At 68.7% G+C, this 15,641-nt stretch carries 20 protein-coding genes; 10 read left to right on the top strand and 10 right to left on the bottom strand.

The window, feature by feature from the left end; translation table 11 throughout:
• The first annotated feature begins 115 nt into the window (after positions 1-115).
• Positions 116-1,489, top strand: a complete 1,374-nt coding sequence (locus ABZX37_RS08820; RefSeq protein WP_354737455.1) for an FAD-linked oxidase C-terminal domain-containing protein — start codon at positions 116-118, stop codon at positions 1,487-1,489.
• Positions 1,490-1,635: 146 nt separating this feature from the next.
• Positions 1,636-3,402 (top strand): MFS transporter, encoded by a 1,767-nt coding sequence (locus tag ABZX37_RS08815; protein WP_354737453.1) that lies wholly within the window; start codon positions 1,636-1,638, stop codon positions 3,400-3,402.
• Here the strand turns inward: ABZX37_RS08815 and ABZX37_RS08810 are convergent.
• The 3 genes from ABZX37_RS08810 to ABZX37_RS08800 all read right to left on the bottom strand — a co-directional run bounded on the left by ABZX37_RS08810 (position 3,399) and on the right by ABZX37_RS08800 (position 5,316).
• Positions 3,399-3,590 (bottom strand): DUF1737 domain-containing protein, encoded by a 192-nt coding sequence (locus ABZX37_RS08810; protein ID WP_354737451.1) that lies wholly within the window; start codon positions 3,588-3,590, stop codon positions 3,399-3,401. The genes ABZX37_RS08815 and ABZX37_RS08810 overlap by 4 nt on opposite strands.
• A gap of 521 nt (positions 3,591-4,111) precedes the next feature.
• The gene (locus tag ABZX37_RS08805) at positions 4,112-5,071 is read right to left on the bottom strand and encodes a zinc-binding alcohol dehydrogenase family protein (RefSeq protein ID WP_354737449.1); all 960 of its coding nucleotides are present in this window, start codon (positions 5,069-5,071) and stop codon (positions 4,112-4,114) included.
• A complete protein-coding gene (locus ABZX37_RS08800; RefSeq protein ID WP_354737447.1) occupies positions 5,068-5,316 on the bottom strand; it encodes a hypothetical protein in 249 nt (82 codons plus the stop codon). The genes ABZX37_RS08805 and ABZX37_RS08800 overlap by 4 nt, the downstream gene beginning before the upstream one ends.
• 60 nt (positions 5,317-5,376) lie before the next feature.
• Here ABZX37_RS08800 and ABZX37_RS08795 point away from each other — a divergent pair, with 60 nt between their 5' ends.
• Positions 5,377-6,009 (top strand): TetR/AcrR family transcriptional regulator C-terminal domain-containing protein, encoded by a 633-nt coding sequence (locus ABZX37_RS08795; RefSeq protein WP_354737445.1) that lies wholly within the window; start codon positions 5,377-5,379, stop codon positions 6,007-6,009.
• A gap of 45 nt (positions 6,010-6,054) precedes the next feature.
• On the opposite strand, the gene ABZX37_RS08790 is transcribed toward ABZX37_RS08795, so the two are convergent.
• Together ABZX37_RS08790 and ABZX37_RS08785 are read right to left on the bottom strand one after the other, a co-directional pair.
• Positions 6,055-6,729: a peptidylprolyl isomerase gene (locus ABZX37_RS08790; RefSeq protein ID WP_354737443.1), complete on the bottom strand. Its 675-nt coding sequence runs from the start codon at positions 6,727-6,729 to the stop codon at positions 6,055-6,057.
• Positions 6,730-6,771: 42 nt separating this feature from the next.
• Positions 6,772-7,026, bottom strand: a complete 255-nt coding sequence (locus tag ABZX37_RS08785) for a DUF2631 domain-containing protein (RefSeq protein ID WP_067591018.1) — start codon at positions 7,024-7,026, stop codon at positions 6,772-6,774.
• A 93-nt stretch (positions 7,027-7,119) separates the two neighbouring features.
• Between ABZX37_RS08785 and dxr the strand changes: the two genes are divergently transcribed.
• From dxr to ispG, 3 genes are all read left to right on the top strand, one after another.
• Positions 7,120-8,316: a 1-deoxy-D-xylulose-5-phosphate reductoisomerase gene (gene dxr / locus ABZX37_RS08780; RefSeq protein WP_354737441.1), complete on the top strand. Its 1,197-nt coding sequence runs from the start codon at positions 7,120-7,122 to the stop codon at positions 8,314-8,316.
• A gap of 173 nt (positions 8,317-8,489) precedes the next feature.
• The gene (locus ABZX37_RS08775; protein WP_354737439.1) at positions 8,490-9,692 is read left to right on the top strand and encodes a site-2 protease family protein; all 1,203 of its coding nucleotides are present in this window, start codon (positions 8,490-8,492) and stop codon (positions 9,690-9,692) included.
• 118 nt (positions 9,693-9,810) lie between these two features.
• Positions 9,811-10,962 (top strand): flavodoxin-dependent (E)-4-hydroxy-3-methylbut-2-enyl-diphosphate synthase, encoded by a 1,152-nt coding sequence (gene ispG / locus ABZX37_RS08770; RefSeq protein WP_354737437.1) that lies wholly within the window; start codon positions 9,811-9,813, stop codon positions 10,960-10,962.
• A gap of 70 nt (positions 10,963-11,032) precedes the next feature.
• On the opposite strand, the gene ABZX37_RS08765 is transcribed toward ispG, so the two are convergent.
• Complete coding sequence (locus ABZX37_RS08765; protein ID WP_354737435.1) at positions 11,033-11,503, bottom strand: nitroreductase/quinone reductase family protein; 471 nt, start codon at positions 11,501-11,503, stop codon at positions 11,033-11,035.
• An 89-nt stretch (positions 11,504-11,592) separates the two neighbouring features.
• Between ABZX37_RS08765 and ABZX37_RS08760 the strand changes: the two genes are divergently transcribed.
• Positions 11,593-12,198 carry a helix-turn-helix domain-containing protein gene (locus ABZX37_RS08760; protein ID WP_354737433.1) on the top strand — a complete coding sequence of 202 codons (606 nt, stop codon included), beginning with the start codon at positions 11,593-11,595 and terminating at the stop codon, positions 12,196-12,198.
• Here the strand turns inward: ABZX37_RS08760 and ABZX37_RS08755 are convergent.
• Genes ABZX37_RS08755 through ABZX37_RS08745 form a run of 3 tightly spaced genes read right to left on the bottom strand, consistent with a single transcriptional unit; the run spans position 12,195 to position 13,757 of the window.
• On the bottom strand, positions 12,195-12,473 hold the full coding sequence (locus ABZX37_RS08755) for a hypothetical protein (RefSeq protein ID WP_354737431.1): 279 nt from the start codon (positions 12,471-12,473) through the stop codon (positions 12,195-12,197). The two genes, ABZX37_RS08760 and ABZX37_RS08755, sit on opposite strands and share 4 nt — an antisense overlap.
• Positions 12,473-13,501 carry a DUF2891 domain-containing protein gene (locus tag ABZX37_RS08750; RefSeq protein WP_354737429.1) on the bottom strand — a complete coding sequence of 343 codons (1,029 nt, stop codon included), beginning with the start codon at positions 13,499-13,501 and terminating at the stop codon, positions 12,473-12,475. Before ABZX37_RS08750 ends, ABZX37_RS08755 begins: the two co-directional genes overlap by 1 nt.
• Position 13,502: 1 nt before the next feature.
• Positions 13,503-13,757 (bottom strand): hypothetical protein, encoded by a 255-nt coding sequence (locus tag ABZX37_RS08745; protein ID WP_354737427.1) that lies wholly within the window; start codon positions 13,755-13,757, stop codon positions 13,503-13,505.
• Positions 13,758-13,833: 76 nt separating this feature from the next.
• Between ABZX37_RS08745 and ABZX37_RS08740 the strand changes: the two genes are divergently transcribed.
• From ABZX37_RS08740 to ABZX37_RS08730, 3 genes are read left to right on the top strand one after another with little or no spacing between them, the layout of a single operon-like run.
• Positions 13,834-14,646, top strand: a complete 813-nt coding sequence (locus ABZX37_RS08740) for an AraC family transcriptional regulator (protein WP_354737425.1) — start codon at positions 13,834-13,836, stop codon at positions 14,644-14,646.
• Complete coding sequence (locus tag ABZX37_RS08735; protein WP_354737423.1) at positions 14,643-14,870, top strand: hypothetical protein; 228 nt, start codon at positions 14,643-14,645, stop codon at positions 14,868-14,870. Before ABZX37_RS08740 ends, ABZX37_RS08735 begins: the two co-directional genes overlap by 4 nt.
• Positions 14,867-15,259, top strand: a complete 393-nt coding sequence (locus ABZX37_RS08730) for a VOC family protein (RefSeq protein WP_354737421.1) — start codon at positions 14,867-14,869, stop codon at positions 15,257-15,259. Before ABZX37_RS08735 ends, ABZX37_RS08730 begins: the two co-directional genes overlap by 4 nt.
• Here the strand turns inward: ABZX37_RS08730 and ABZX37_RS08725 are convergent.
• Positions 15,256-15,591: a cupin domain-containing protein gene (locus tag ABZX37_RS08725; RefSeq protein ID WP_354737420.1), complete on the bottom strand. Its 336-nt coding sequence runs from the start codon at positions 15,589-15,591 to the stop codon at positions 15,256-15,258. The genes ABZX37_RS08730 and ABZX37_RS08725 overlap by 4 nt on opposite strands.
• Between the last annotated feature and the right edge of the window lie 50 nt (positions 15,592-15,641).

Raw genomic sequence — 15,641 nt, 5'->3', positions numbered from 1 at the left:
TCAGGGTAGCCGGGGCGAGCACGGCGGGCACCGGTTGCCCGAGCGGCGCCGGTTCTCCCCGGATTTCGACCTAACCTGAGGAGGGAAAGCGGACCGGAAGAACGCGGGAGCCCCCATGCTGATCGACGACCTGCACACCGTCCTGCCGGACGACCGAATCGTGCGGGACCCCGACGTGCTGCGCAGCTTCGCGCATGACGAGGCGGAGTGGGCCCCGTATGGCGAACCGGCGGTCCTGGTCCGCCCGCGCACCGCGGACGAGGTGCGGGCGATCGTGCGGCAATGCATCAAACACGGCACGCCAGTAGTGCCGCGCGGCGCGGGAACCGGGTTGTCCGGCGGGGCGAACGCGCTGGCCGGGTGCGTCGTCCTGACGACCGACCGGATGACCGCGATCAAGGAGATCGACCCGGTGGAACGGCTCGCCGTGGTCGAACCCGGCGTGGTCAACGACGACCTCCGCGCGGCCTGTGCCGAACAAGGGCTTTGGTATCCGCCGGACCCGGCCAGCTCGCCGTGGTCGACGATCGGCGGCAACGTCGCGACCAACGCGGGCGGCGTGTGCTGCGTGAAGTACGGCGTGACGCGCGATTACGTGCTCGGGCTGCAGGTCGTCACCGGCACCGGCGAACTCGTCCGGCTCGGCCGCCGCACCGCGAAAGGCGTGGCCGGATACGACCTCGCCGGGCTGATGGTCGGGTCGGAGGGAACGCTCGGCGTCATCACCGAAATCACCGTGCGGCTGCGGGCGAAACGCGCGCCGGAGGCGACCGTCGCCGGGTACTTCGACTCGACGGTCGCGGCGGGGGAGGCGGCGGCGGCGATCCGCGCGGCCGGCATCGTGCCCTCGGCGCTGGAGCTGGTGGACCGGCATTGCCTGGCCGCGGTGGACGCCTGGAAGAACATGGGCCTGTCCGCGGACGCGAACGTGGTGCTGCTCGGTCGCAGCGACGTGCCGGGCGGGCACGAGGCCGCGGTGATGGTGGAGTGCTTCGAAAAGGCGGGCGCGACCTGGGCCGCGCAGTCGACCGACGAGGCCGAGGCGGACGCGCTGTTCGCCGCCCGGCGGCTGGCGTACCCGGCGCTCGAACGGCTCGGCCCGGTGCTCACCGAGGACGTCTGCGTGCCGACGCATTTGGTGCCGGAAATGCTCGCCAGGATCGATCTGGCGGCGCAGCGACACAATACGCAAATCGCTAATATCGCGCATATCGGAGACGGGAATCTGCATCCCCTGCTGATCACGCCGACCGGGGACGACGACGCGCAGCGCCGCGCGCAGGCCGCGTTCGACGACATCGTCGCCGACGCGCTCGAACTCGGCGGCACCGTGACCGGCGAGCACGGCGTCGGCCTGCTGAAGCGGCCAGGGCTGGAGAAAGAGCTGGGACCAGCGGTTCTCGACCTGCACCACGCGGTCAAGAACGCCCTCGACCCGCACGGGATCCTCAATCCCGGAAAGGTCGTCGGAGGTCCCGCACAGCGGTAACTCGACCGAGTGAAAGTAAACAGTCCACAAAGGATAGTCATCCGTTTGTGACCCTTGTCTCCCAGTCGTTTTCTTTTGTTGGTTGCCTACCGCAAGCAACTTGCTTAGCCTAGCTAAGGGAACGGCTGGGAGAGGGGTTTTCGACAGTGGCGGAGCGCAGGACGTATTCGATCGCGGAACTCGGTCCGCGGTACAAGTGGATCGCGCTGTCCAACACGACGCTCGGGATGCTGATCGCGACGATCAACTCGTCGATCGTGCTGATCGCGCTGCCCGACATCTTCAAGGGCATCGGCATCAACCCGCTGGAGCCGTCGAACACGAGCTACCTGCTGTGGATGATCATGGGATTCCTCGTGGTCACCGCGGTGCTGGTGGTGGCGTTCGGCAGGCTCGGCGACATGTACGGCCGGGCCAGGATGTACAACCTCGGCTTCGCCGTGTTCACCGTTTCCTCGATCATGCTGGCGATCACCTGGTTCGACGGCGACGCGGCCGCGCTGTGGCTGATCGGCTGGCGGATCGTGCAGGGCGTCGGCGGCGCGTTCCTGATGGCGAACTCGTCGGCCATCCTCACCGACGCCTTCCCGGCCAACCAGCGCGGGCTCGCGCTCGGCATGAACGGCGTCGCGGCCATCGCGGGCTCGTTCCTCGGCCTCGTGGTCGGCGGCGTGCTCGCGCCGGTGAACTGGAACCTGATCTTCCTGGTGTCGGTGCCGTTCGGCGTCGTCGGCACGGTGTGGGCGTACCTCAAACTGCACGACACCGGCGTCCGCCAGCACGCGAAAATGGACTGGTGGGGCAACATCACCTTCGCCGTCGGCCTCATCGCGGTGCTGGTGGGCATCACCTACGGAATCCAGCCGTACGGCACTTCGCAGACCGGCTGGGGCAGCCCGATGGTGCTGTCGTGCCTGATCGGCGGCGTCGCGGTGCTGATCGCCTTCATGGTGATCGAGACGAAGGTGCCCAACCCGCTGTTCCGGCTGTCGCTGTTCCGGATCCGCTCGTTCAGCTGGGGCAACCTGGCGAACCTGACGGCGTCGCTCGGCCGCGGCGGGCTGCAGTTCGTGCTGATCATCTGGCTGCAGGGAATCTGGCTGCCGCAGCACGGTTTCACCTTCGAGCAGACGCCGCTGTGGGCCGGGATCTACATGCTCCCGCTGACCATCGGCTTCCTGGTGGCCGCGCCGACGTCCGGCATCCTGTCCGACCGGATCGGCAGCCGCGCGCTCGCCTCCGGCGGCCTGGTCATCACCGCGCTCACGTTCTTGCTGCTGATGCTGCTGCCGGTGAACTTCGACTACTGGGCGTTCGCCGGGATCCTGCTGCTCAACGGCATCGGCATGGGCATGTTCTCCTCGCCCAACCGAGCCGAGGTGATGAACAGCCTTCCCGCCGACGCGCGAGGTTCCGGCGCGGGCATGATGACGACCTTCCAGAACGCGGCGATGGTGCTGTCGATCGGCTTCTTCTTCAGCCTGATCATCGCCGGTCTCTCGGACCACCTGCCGATCGCGATGTCACAAGGCCTGACCCAGCACGGCGTCCCCGAGGCGGCCGCGCAACAGGTCGCCCACCTGCCGGCGGTCGCGGTGCTGTTCGCGGCTTTCCTCGGCTACAACCCGATCCAGCAGCTGCTGGGCGGCCAATTGGGGAGTCTGCCGGCGGACCAGGCGAACTTCCTGACCGGCCGCAGCTTCTTCCCGAACCTGATCTCGGGCCCGTTCCAGGACGGCCTCGCGGTGGCGTTCGGCTTCGCGATCGTGGTGTGCCTGATCGGCGCCGTGGCGTCGCTGCTGACGAAGGACACGAAGAAGGCGTCGGAGTCGGTGGGGGAGGAACTGGCGGCGGTGGCTGGGGAATCTGGTGGCGGGCCTAGTGAGCTGGTGTCTCCGCGGAGCGACCGCTAGCGGGTTCCGGCTTCCGGCCAGAGCACGGCTTGGGCGACGATCACGTTTTCGCCGTTGAAGGTCAGCGCTGGGCCCTCGTGCAGGCGGTAGCCGAGCGCGAGGGCCTCGCTGACCCGGCGGCAGAAGGCAGCGTCGTCGGGTCCGGTGAGGACTCGGTAGGCGGGGAGACCGTCTGGGGGTTGGCTCATGGCGGTCATGATTCCAGGTTGGCCGCTGTGGCGGCTACGAAGATTTTCGCTGCTCTGGCGAGTTCTCTGGGGAGCCGTCGCTGCCAGGCCAAGCTGGAAGCAGGTTGGAGACCCGGCTTGACCTCGTCCATGGCCGCGTCAGGGTAGCGGCTTCCCGCGTCGAGAAGTTGATAATGCGTGGGCTGCGGGAAAATCTGGCCCGCTCCGGCTGGCATCTGTTCCAGGTCTGTCTTTTACCGGCCGGAACCGGCCCCCAGCCCGGTATGTGCCGGTGTTCGCCGAGGCGTTGGATCTGCGTGACATCAAGGACGACGCGGCGTGGCGGGTGATCGAGGCAGTGCGAGATGACGACAGGGAGCGCGTCGCGAAATCGCGAGGAGCGTCCTGGCCGGGTCGGCGGGGGCCAACCGCGGTCCTCGGGAAGCGTTTTGGCGCAACGGTTCGCCCGCGGCGGTCTCGGGCACAAAAGTCCATTGTGGACGAATATCGGTCGCCTGCCGTTCTTGAGGCCCGGCCGTCTGTCACGGCAGTACGACTAGCCGCGCGCCTCGCAAATCGGTGCGCTGCCACGCGGTCTCGATATCGCGCAGCGGGACGCGGACCACGTCGAAGGCGAGTTCGCCCGATTGCGTCCACTCCACGATCCGGCCGTAGACCTTGGCCATGGTGTCCGGGTCGAGTCCCTTGGCCGCGCCGCAGATCTCGACCCCGGAGGTGCGCAGGCTCTCCGCGGCGACGGCGAGCGTGCTGCCCGCCGCCTCGCCGACCTGGATCATCCGCGTCGGCTTCGGGAACGCGAACGATTCCGGGACCAGCGAGCGCAGCAAGATCCTGGTGGGGCGGCCCCAGAGATAGTCCAGGACGACGTCGTAGCCCTCTCCCTTGGCGTCGGCGAACGCCTGGGCCAGTTCGTCGTCGGGCACGGCGGTGCTGATCACGGTGTCGGCGCCGATGGCCCGCAGGGCGCGCAATTGCTCGGTGTCCCGGCCGGTCGCGACGATCCGGCCGGCGCCGAGCAGCCGGGCCACCTTGACCGCGAGCCGCCCGGCGACCCCGGTCGCGCCCTGCACCAGTACCGTCTCGCCGGGCACGAAACCCGCGGCGGTGGTGATGGACATGCCCGTGACGGCCGTGCCCAGCACCGTCGCGACAGCCGGATCGATGCCCTCCGCGATCGGGGCGTACGCACCCTTCGTCACCACGGTCCTCTCGGAGAGCGCGCCGTAAGGCAGGCGAGGATTGCCGAATCCGACGAGAGTGCCGTCCGGCAGGGTGCCGATGCCGTCGAACGCGGCGATCGCCGGCAGGTGCGCGAGGTACCTTCCGCTGGCGTAGTGCGTGCCCGCCGCGATCATCTTGTCGACGTTTTCGACGGCGACCGCCTTCACGTCGATGATCACTTCGTCCTCGCCGGGCACCGGGTCCGGGAAGTCCTCGTAGCGAGGGACGCCGCCGACCTCGTGCAACACCGCCGCCTTCATGACAGTTCCTGGCCGAAGAACACGGCGATCCGGCGCTGCCAGGACGCCAGCACCCGAGGCGGCCGGGCGGTCGAGTGGTTGCGGTTGCGGTTCCGCGGCCGCCGAGGCGCGCGGTCGTCCCCGTGAAGGGGCGCGCCCTGATGCCCGGCCGGCTTCTCGACGTGCGCCGGAATTCCGGGAACGCGGTGCGTCGCGCGATGCAGCAGGCTGCGGAAAGAGTGTTTGTCGATCATCTTCGCCCCCATGTCTCTAACGCTGTTAGAGAAAACTCTACCACTGATAGAGTGCGGCCGGGAGGTAGCGGAGTGCCACTGGATCGACAGCGGATCGTCGCCGAGGCCGTCGCGTTGCTGGATGACGAAGGTCTCGACGGGCTGACCACGCGCAAACTGGCCGCGCGACTGGGCGTGCAGGCGGCGACTCTTTACTGGCATGTGCCCAGCAAGGCGGCGCTGGTCACCGCGATCGCCGAGGAGATACTCGGCGAGCAGTTCGACACGATGTCGCCGCCCGGGCCGGACGAGCGCTGGCAGGACTGGTTGACCGGTCTCGCGCAGCGATTGCGCCGCGCGCTGCTCGCCCACCGGGACGGCGCCCGGATCATCTCGGCCGCTCAACTGTCGCTCACCATGGCGGCGGTCTCCGAACTGGCGATGAGCAGTCTGGTGGCGCGCGGAATCTCGTTGCGGCACGCCCGCGTGATCGTCCTGACGACAGAGCGTTTCACTGTCGGCCACGTCCTCGAAGAGCAGGCTCCCCGCCCGGAAGGGGCCGCGCTCGACGGCTTCGACCTGGCCTCGTTCTCCGAGCGGTATCCGACCGTGGTGGCCGCCATCGCCGACTACTTCCAGCCCGGCCGCACCGTGGACGACCTGTTCCGCGAATGCCTGGAAATGGTCATCGAGGGCGCCGCGGCGAAGGCCGGCCCTCCGTCTTGACCATCCGGAGGGCCGGGCGTCCGGCGACGCTGATCGGTAGCGCGCCTACCGGCCGAAGCTGACCGAGCGGATCTTCACCGGGTGCTTGGGCGCACCGTCGAGCGGGCCGTTCGGATCGGTCGGGATGATGCCGTCGGCGACCATCCGGTCCAGCACGTCCATGCCGCGCACCACCTTGCCGAGCACCGAGTAATTCGCCGGAATGTGCGCGAACGAATGCACGATGAAAAACTCCGACCCATTGGTCCCCGGCCCCTGGTTCCCCATCGCCACAGTGCCGCGCTCGTAAGTCTCCGCACCGGTGACCTCGTCCGGGAACTTGTAGCCGGGCCCGCCCTTTTCGACCTCGTAGATGTCGCCGCACTGCAGGACTCCGAGGCGTGCGGAGTTCGTCAGCCGCCAGCACTGCGAGCGGTCGTAGAAGTGCTGCAGCACCAGGCTCGCCATGTTCGCGACGGCGCACGGGGCCGCTCCGCCGCTGTTGAGGCGGACGGTGACGGGGCCGTAGTTGTAGCGGAAGGTGACGTCGATCGTGCCGCGGGTGAGCGCGAACGGCAGCGGGCGCAGCACGGGACGCGCCGCCGGGTTCTCCGGCGTCGGCGTGAAGGTGCATTTCACTACCGGCGGCTTCACCGACGGGGCAGCGCTGGCCGGGGCCGCGGTGCACAGGGAGAGACCGGCGATGACGGCGGCCGCGAGCGCGGCCCAGCGTGGCTTCATGGGCCCGGAAACTAGCGAATCAGGGGCCGCCGGCGCCAGGGCTTACTTGCGCCAGGCGGTGCGGCTCTTGCGCAGGTCGAGCAGCAGGAGCAGGACGATGAACGCGGCCAGCCCGACGAGCCACACGTTCTCGGTGTTGTTCTCGTGGTTGCCCTTGATCATCAGCAGCAGGATGACCGCGGACAGCCAGCCCGCGATGCGGGTGGCCTTCGGGAACGAGCCGTGCCAGCCCCACTCCGCCGACGGCTCGTCGCGCGGGTCGACCTCGGGGCGCTTCTCGACCGCCTTGCCTGCCACGACCACTCCTTCAAACCGCCTGACATTGTGCGCTCGCATGATCCCACACCGCTGGCCGCCGCGCGGACACGACCCGGGCCATAATGCTTGCTGATGACTACTTCGCGAAGCATCCTCGTGCTGGGCTCCACCGGGTCGATCGGGACCCAGGCGCTCGACGTCGCCGCACGTAACCCGCATTTGTTCACGATCGCCGGTCTCGCCGCCGGCGGTTCCGATCCGGCGACGCTCGCCGAGCAAGCGATCGCGCACGAAGTAGCGGCCATCGCCGTGACGAAGCCCACGGCGGTCGAAGACGTGCAGCTCGCCCTGTACGCCGAGGCACAGCGCAGGGGGTACTCGAAGGGCGAGTTCCGGCTCCCGCGCATCCTCGCCGGCGCCGACGCGGTCGGCGAGCTGATCGATTCGGTGCCGGTCGACGTCGTGCTCAACGGGGTGCCGGGTTCCCAGGGTCTCGACCCGACGCTGCGCGCGCTCGCCACTGGCGCGACGCTCGCGCTGGCCAACAAGGAATCCCTCATCGCCGGCGGCCCGCTGGTCCTCGCCGCCGCGAAGCCAGGACAGCTGGTTCCGGTCGACTCCGAGCATTCGGCGATGGCGCAGGCGCTGCGGTCCGGCGAGGACAACGAGGTCGCGCGGCTCGTGCTCACCGCATCCGGCGGTCCGTTCCGCGGGAAGAAGCGCACGGACCTCGGCGAGGTCACCGTCGAGCAGGCGATGGCGCATCCGACCTGGTCGATGGGCCCGCTGATCACCATCAACTCGGCGACGCTCGTCAACAAGGGCCTGGAGCTGATCGAGGCGTCGCTGCTGTTCGGCATCGAGCCCGCGCGGATCGACGTGACGGTGCACCCGCAGTCGATCGTGCACTCGATGGTCACCTTCGCCGACGGCTCCACCATCGCCCAGGCGAGCCCGCCGGACATGCGGCTGCCGATCGCGCTGGCGCTGAACTGGCCGCACCGCGTGCCCGGCGCGGCCGCCGCGTGCTCCTGGGACACCGCTGCGAGCTGGACCTTCGAGCCGGTCGACAACGAGGCGTTCCCGGCCGTCGAGCTGGCTCGCGAAGCAGGCACTGCGGGCGGTTGCCTGCCCGCGGTTTTCAACGCGGCGAACGAGGAATCGGTAGCCGCGTTCCTGGCGGGCAAGGCCGGGTTCCTGTCGATTGTGGACACCGTCTCGCAGGTGGTCTCCGACGCGGACGAATGGCGGCGCGAACCTCGCGACGTCGCGGACGTGCTCGCCGCCGAGCAGTGGGCTCGCACCCGGGCCGCCGAGCTGCTGGGATGAGCGCGACCGGTGCGCGAAGGCGGGCCGGTTGATGCAACACTGGTTTCACGCTGGCGGCGGATACTTGAACCCGTGACTTTCTCGGGTGGTCTCACCGCCTGAAGCCGTGGAAGACGACGAAACCTGCCGCCACCGCATCGCGGGCCGCGGCTGAGGGGTGAGGTGCAGGGCCCGTGCTTGCCTATGTGATCGGCGTGGTGCTCTTCGCGCTCGCGATCTGTGTTTCGGTCGCGTTGCACGAAGCGGGCCACATGGTCACCGCCCGGATGTTCGGGATGCGGGTCCGCCGGTACTTCGTCGGCTTCGGTCCGACGGTGTTCTCCTTCCGGCGCGGCGAGACCGAATACGGCCTCAAGGCGATCCCGCTCGGCGGCTTCTGCGACATCGCGGGCATGACCGCGCTCGACGAGGTCACCCCGGAAGAAGCGCCGCGCGCGATGTGGCGGTTCAAGACCTGGAAGCGGACCGTCGTGATGTCGGCCGGTTCCATCACGCACTTCCTGCTCGGCTTCATCGTGCTGTTCGTCATGGCCGCGACCATGGGCCTGCCGAACGTGGACATGAAGCCGATCGCCGCGCAGATCTCCGACTGCGTGCAGAACGCCACCACGGTCGAGGCGGCCAACAACCCGGTGTGCAAACCGGGGGACCCGGCGCCCGCCAAGCGGGCCGGTCTGCTCCCCGGCGACCAGGTGCTGTCGGTGGCGGGCAAGCCCACCCCGACCTGGGACGACATGGTCGCCCAGGTGAAGTCGCTCTCCGGGCCGGTCCCGGTGGTCGTGCAGCGCGACGGGGCCGAGCGCACGTTCGTCGTCGACATCCCGAAGGTGATCCGGCCCGCCGCGAAGGGCGGCACCGAGTCGGTCGGCGCGGTGGGCATCGCCAGAGCCACGGCCATCCACTACAGCGTGGTCGGCGCGTTCGGCGGCGCGGCGTCGTTCACCGGCGACATGTTCGCCCGCACGTGGGACGGGCTGATGGCCTTCCCGAAGCGCATCCCGGCGGTCTTCAACTCGATCTTCGGCGGCGAGCGCGACCCGGACACCCCGGTCAGCGTCGTCGGCGCGAGCAGGCTCGGCGGCGAGGCGGTCGAGGCCGGGCTGTGGCAGGTCTTCCTGCTGCTGCTGGCCAGCCTGAACTTCTTCATCGGCGTGTTCAACCTGCTGCCGCTGCTGCCGATGGACGGCGGGCACATCGCGATCGTCTGGTACGAACGCGTCCGCGACTGGCTGCGCGGCCTGCGCGGCAAACCCGCGGGCGGCCCGGTCGACTACACGAAGCTGTCCGCGATCACGATGGTCCTGGTGGTGATCGGCGGCGGCGTCACGCTGCTCACGGTGACCGCCGACATCGTCAATCCGATCCGCCTGCAGTAACCGCGCGCACCGGCCGGGTCACGCGCGCGTCCGCGGCCGCCCGAGAAGGGGTAACGCTGCTCACCGCGTCGGCTGACTTCGTTGAAACGCGCCCGGGTGGGGTGGGTACGCTGGAAGCGTGACCGTCGCGTTAGGTATGCCCGCTCTGCCCCCGCCCGTCCTCGCCGAGCGTCGCAAGACCCGCCAGCTGATGGTGGGGTCGGTGGGCGTCGGCAGCGACCACCCGATCTCGGTGCAGTCGATGACCACGACGCTGACCTCCGACGTCAACGCCACCCTGCAGCAGATCGCCGAGCTGACCGCGGCCGGCTGCGACATCGTGCGGGTGGCGTGCCCGTCGGCCGACGACGCCGAGGCGCTGCCCGCGATCGCGAAGAAGTCGCAGATCCCGGTGATCGCCGACATCCACTTCCAGCCCAAGTACGTGTTCGCCGCGATCGAGGCCGGGTGTGCCGCGGTCCGGGTGAACCCGGGCAACATCCGCAAGTTCGACGACCAGGTCAAGGAAATCGCGCAGGCCGCGAAGGACCACGGCACGCCGATCCGGATCGGCGTCAACGCCGGGTCGCTCGACAAGCGGCTGCTCGAGAAGCACGGCAAGGCCACTCCCGAAGCGCTCGCCGAATCGGCGATGTGGGAGGCGTCGCTGTTCGCCGAGCACGATTTCCACGACATCAAGATCTCGGTCAAGCACAACGACCCGGTCGTGATGGTGCGCGCCTACGAGATCCTCGCCGAGCAGTGCGACTACCCGCTGCACCTCGGAGTCACCGAGGCCGGGCCCGCGTTCCAGGGCACGATCAAGTCCGCCGTCGCGTTCGGCGCGCTGCTGCGCCAGGGCATCGGCGACACCATCCGGGTGTCGCTGTCCGCGCCGCCGGTGGAGGAGGTCAAGGTCGGCATCCAGATCCTGCAGTCGCTGAACCTCAAGCAGCGGAAGCTGGAGATCGTGTCGTGCCCGTCGTGCGGGCGCGCGCAGGTGGACGTCTACACCCTCGCCGACCAGGTCACCGCCGGGCTGGAGGGGATGGAGATCCCGCTGCGCGTCGCGGTGATGGGCTGCGTCGTGAACGGTCCCGGCGAGGCGCGCGAGGCCGACCTCGGCGTCGCGTCCGGCAACGGCAAGGGCCAGATCTTCGTGAAGGGCGAGGTCATCAAGACCGTGCCGGAGCACGCGATCGTGGAGACCCTGATCGAAGAGGCGATGCGGATCGCCGAGGAATCCGGCGAGAGCATCGGCGAGGGCGCGCCGAGCGTCACCGTCGGCTGAGTTTTCGGTCCGTGAAGGGCTCCTTGCAGGAATCAGATTCCCGCAAGGAGCCCTTCACGGCTTTCCGGGGTCAGACGCGTTCCAGGAGGACGACGGGGATCTGGCGTCCGGAAGCGGCCTCGAAGTCGGCGAATTTCGGGACCAGCGCGATCTGTTCCGCCCAGATCCTGGCGCGTTCTTCCCCCGCGGCGAGCCGTGCTTCGACCGGGATTTCTCCCGTGCCCGCTTCGACGACGGTCCGCGGATTCGCCATGAGATTGCGGTACCACGCGGGGTCGTGCGGACTGCCGCCGTGCGTCCCGAAGACGGCCCAGTTCTCGCCGACCGGCCGGTAGAACAGTGGGCTGATCCGCGCTTTCCCGGTTTTCGCGCCGACGTGGTGCACGAGGATCAGCGGCATCCCCTTTTCCGGAAACCCCGGCATATGCGGCGGTACCGGACGGCCTGCGGCGGATTCCTCCGGGCTGCTCCACGCGACATATCCGGCGTTCTCCCGGAATTCGGCGCGGATCCGGACATTCCAGTCGTCGAGGGTCGGCACGGCATCTCCTTCACTAGGCGGAGCACTTGCTCCGCAAAGTAGCACACTAGGAGGAGCATGTGCTCCGGGTAAGCGAGTATGCTCGGCGCATGGCCGTGGCTGAACCGCACACCCCCACCCGTCGTCGGGCGCTTCGCGCGGACGCGATCCGCAACCGGGAGGCGATCGTCGAAGCCGCCGCCGAGGTGATGGCGGAGCAAGGGGCCGCGGTCGACGTCCGCGAGATCGCGCGACGCAGCGGGGTCGGCATGGGGACGCTGTACCGGCACTTCCCGAAGAAGGAAGACCTGGTCCGGACGGTTTTGGACCAGGATTTCTCCCAGTGGGCCGAGGCGGCGCGCCAGGCCGCGATCGAGGCGGAAGACCCGTGGGCGGCGCTGACCGACTTCTACCGGCAGGCGTTGTCCGGCTGCGCCCGGCACCGCGCGATCATGGAAAGCTTCGCGCTGACGTGGACGGATCCCGATCCGACGGGGATTCCGCAGTTGCGTGCGGTTCTGGAGGAGCTGTGGGCTCGGGCGGCGGAGCTGCTGCGTCCTGGGGTCACGACGGATGATTTGGTGCTGTTGCTGATTTCCTTGGGGTACGCGGCGCAGTTCACGGACGAGTGCCGTCCGCACATGTGGAACCGGCTGCTGCTGATTTCGCTGGACGGGTTGCGGGCGGAGCATCGGGAGCCGCTGCCGGAAAGCTAATCGCCACCGCCGGGAGTGATGGCGAGCCCCTCGCGCGGGTCCGGCACGGCTTCGAGCGCTGCCTTCACTGCGGGCTGGTCGCAGAACTCGTCGCGGATGGCCTCGGTCCTGAAGGCGATCTCGAAGACGACGCCGCGTTCGCGCGTCCGCCACGACCATCGCACGGCGCGGTCGATGATCGCGGCTTGGAGGAGAGCGTCGAAGTAGGTGCGGCGCCAGGTGCTCGCCGGGATTTCTCCGTCGAGCACTTCGATGAGCAGCCAGGGGTCTGACACTATTCGGCGTCGCTCAGCAGGAGAAGCGCGTAGTAGGCCAAGAAATGCTCCACCGCATACGGCCCCTCGGTCACCTGCGGCAGCGAGGCATCCGCATGCTCCCGCGAAGCCGCCTCGATCGCCGAAACCCGGCCGTCCCCATCCGGCAACGCCGCCGCGATCCGCCGCCAACACCAGGCGCGGTGCAGGTTGAGCCCGTGCAGATGGGCGATCAACCCGTCGGAAGCATCGGTCACCACCGCCGGAGTGAACAACGCCGCCGGGTTCCGGTCGTCGATTCCTGGCAGGAAACCTTCCAGCCAGGCCCCGAAATCGGCGGCGGGCATCAGGCGGCTCATCAGTTCAGCCTCAGCCAGCGCGGGGGTCAGGAAATCGGCTCCGGACGGTTCCCAAGCACCGGGGTAATCACGGTCCGAGCCGAACCAGCGCCAGGCCGTTTCGGTGATCACCTCCCGCAGGTGAGGTTCGCCCTGGGACGCCAGATAGTCGGCGTACGGAAGCGCGCGAGAGAGCCCGAAAGCGCCGTTCTCGTGCAGGCCGTAGCGGATGGGGTAGGTGACCTTCGGCAGCCACTCGAGGAAGCGGGTCACGAAAAGCCCGCTCAACGGCTGGAGAGCAGTGGACCAACGCGCGGCATCAGGATCGTCCCAGGTGGCGGTTTCCCTGGTCAGAGCCAGCAGGATCGACCAGCCGTACGGGCGCTGGGTCGTCCGATGGTGCTCCGGCGCGAAGCAGGCGGCTTCGGCGGCCAACGCGGGCTCGGTCAGGTGCGCATTCACCACGGCGCGGATCTCGTCGGCGGGGACGAAGGCAGGGTAGTGGCGCAGCAGATGTGCCAGCACCCAGAACATTTCCACGCACGAATGCCAGTCGAAGCTGCCGTAGAAGCACGGGTGCAGCTCGCGGATCGGCGGGACGGGAGTGTCGTCGATGCGCCAGTGGCTCTCGTAGTGCGGATACTCGCGCACGACATTGGCCAGTGCGATGCCCGCGAACTCCCTGGCGTGCGCGGCCAGCAGCCCGGCCACGTCAGCCGCGCAGGTGATGTTGTGCGGCTTCGCGGATCTGGAGGCGCACGTTCTCCAGCGAAGCCGCGACCTCGTCGATCTGCCGGATCGCGATCTGCACCGACCCCTGGATCGCCGTCGCGGAGCCGGTTTCGCCGAGCAGGCCGAGCACCTGGGCCTGCAGGCCTTCCAGCTCGTCCTTCGTGGCGAGGGCGATGCCGGTCGGCACCTGGTCGGCGAGCAGTTCGAGCTGCTGCGCCTGTTCCTGGATCGTCATCGGGCTTCTCCTCATCGTGGGGACCGCCCTCCCGTGGTAGCACGAATTCGCCCGCGTCCGGGGCTAGCCTGGTCACGTGAGTCAGAGCTGGGCCGCCCGTCCGCCGCATCCGGCGCTGCGGGGGCTGGTCACGCGCTACGTCGGGTACGCGCAGGAGAACGTCACCCTCGAAGTGCACCGCGGGCTGCCTTCGCGGCACATCACGCTCGTGATCAGTCTCGAAGAACCGATCCGCTACGCCGGGCTGGACGGAGCCGGAGCGCTGCAAAGCGTCGTCGGCGGCCTGCACACCGAACCCGCGCTGATCACGCAGGACCGGGTGCAGCGAGGCGTGCAGCTGGAACTGGACCCGCTGGGAGCGCGGACGCTGCTGGGCGTCACGGCCGCGGAACTGACCGGCCGGGTAACCGACCTGGCCGACTTCGGCGGCGACCTCGCCAGCCTGCCGGACCGGCTGGCGTCGGCGGGGGATTGGCGTACCCGGTTCGCGATTCTCGACGAGGTACTGGCCGCGCGGGCGGTCGAACCCGCCGAGCAGCCACCGGAACTGAACCGCGCGTGGCACGAGCTGCGCCGCAGCGGCGGGCTGTTGCGGGTCGGAGATTTAGCGGAGGAGGTCGGCTGGAGCCGACGGCATCTGGGGGAGAGGTTCCGCGCCGAACTGGGGCTGGCCCCCAAGCAGGCGGCGCGCGTACTGAGGTTCGAGCGCGCGGTCCGGTTGTTGCGGACCGGGCATCGTGACCTGGCCGGGATCGCTTATGCCGCGGGGTATTACGACCAGGCGCACTTCTCGAACGAGTGGCGCGCACTGGCGGGGTGCTCGCCGCGGACGTGGATGGCGGAGGAGCTTCCGGCGCTGAGTTATCAGCCCGACGATGACGGCCTTTGAGCAAACAGCACGAGCCCGTGAAGTCCTCATATGCCTGGTTATTGAGCAGCAAATCCGTGGGTATTCCGCCGAACGGAGCGCTCGAAGCGCAAGTACCGGTCTCTCCGGCGACGGTCACCGATACCGGCACGATGCGGCTGCTTGTTACAGCGGTGTGGCTGCCGGAGGAGCTCCCGTTTCTCCAAGACGAGACGAAGCCCGCCGCAGCAAAATCGACCGCATGACACCACAACCGACAGTCTGGCCGGCCTTCCGCTACAACGACGCCCGAGGCGCGATCCGTTTCCTCACCGACGTCCTAGGCTTCGAGGAGGCCCTCGTAGTACCCGGCGAGAACGGCGTCGCGCACGCTGAACTCCGGTGGCCCGAAGGCGGTTCCGTCATGCTGGGCAGCTGCGGCGGCCCCGCCGACGGTGTGCACGACGAGATGAAACCCGGCGCCAGCGCAGTGTACGTGGTGTCGGACCGGGTGGACGAGATTTACGCCCGCGTGCGCGAAGCCGGTGCCGAAATCAGCCTGGAGCTGCACGACACCGACTACGGCTCGCATACGTTCACCGTCCGCGATCCCGACGGGAACGCCTGGACGGTCGGGAATTACCGGGGCGCTTAGCCCTCGGGGTAGAAGACGAACAGCGTGCAGCCGGTCGCCGTCGCGGGGACGTGCCACGATCCGGCCGGGGCGTGGATGAAGGTGCCGGCCGGGTAGTCGCGGGCGCCGTCGTTGAAGGTCCCGGACACGACGAAGACCTCTTCGGAACCGGGCTCGTGCACGTCGCGTTCGGGCCACGTGCTGCCGGGGTCGAACTCGACGACGTTGGCGTGCGCGCCGTTTTCGCCCTTCCACAGCGGGCGGAGGCGGATGCCGGGGAACAGCTCCTTCACCGGGGCTTCGTCGACCGGGACCGAGGTGTAGCCCGGCTGGGCAAGGATTTCGGGGTGCATGGGTCCCAGCTTGGCTTTACCGGCGCACGCGGGACAGTGTCAGGAAAGAC

Source organism: Amycolatopsis sp. NPDC004079 (assembly GCF_040610415.1).
In the GTDB taxonomy this organism is placed as follows: domain Bacteria; phylum Actinomycetota; class Actinomycetes; order Mycobacteriales; family Pseudonocardiaceae; genus Amycolatopsis; species Amycolatopsis halotolerans.
The sequence above is the reverse complement of the archived record's forward strand: the minus strand, read 5'-3'. Positions and strand labels throughout refer to the sequence as shown.

Coding starts and splice junctions, on each gene's coding strand:
- ABZX37_RS08820 (WP_354737455.1), top strand. CDS start 116: ATGCTGATCGACGACCTGCACACCGTCCTGCCGGACGACCGAATCGTG.
- ABZX37_RS08810 (WP_354737451.1), bottom strand. CDS start 3,590: ATGAGCCAACCCCCAGACGGTCTCCCCGCCTACCGAGTCCTCACCGGA.
- ABZX37_RS08805 (WP_354737449.1), bottom strand. CDS start 5,071: ATGAAGGCGGCGGTGTTGCACGAGGTCGGCGGCGTCCCTCGCTACGAG.
- ABZX37_RS08800 (WP_354737447.1), bottom strand. CDS start 5,316: ATGGGGGCGAAGATGATCGACAAACACTCTTTCCGCAGCCTGCTGCAT.
- ABZX37_RS08790 (WP_354737443.1), bottom strand. CDS start 6,729: ATGAAGCCACGCTGGGCCGCGCTCGCGGCCGCCGTCATCGCCGGTCTC.
- dxr (WP_354737441.1), top strand. CDS start 7,120: ATGACTACTTCGCGAAGCATCCTCGTGCTGGGCTCCACCGGGTCGATC.
- ABZX37_RS08760 (WP_354737433.1), top strand. CDS start 11,593: ATGGCCGTGGCTGAACCGCACACCCCCACCCGTCGTCGGGCGCTTCGC.
- ABZX37_RS08745 (WP_354737427.1), bottom strand. CDS start 13,757: ATGACGATCCAGGAACAGGCGCAGCAGCTCGAACTGCTCGCCGACCAG.
- ABZX37_RS08730 (WP_354737421.1), top strand. CDS start 14,867: ATGACACCACAACCGACAGTCTGGCCGGCCTTCCGCTACAACGACGCC.
- ABZX37_RS08725 (WP_354737420.1), bottom strand. CDS start 15,591: ATGCACCCCGAAATCCTTGCCCAGCCGGGCTACACCTCGGTCCCGGTC.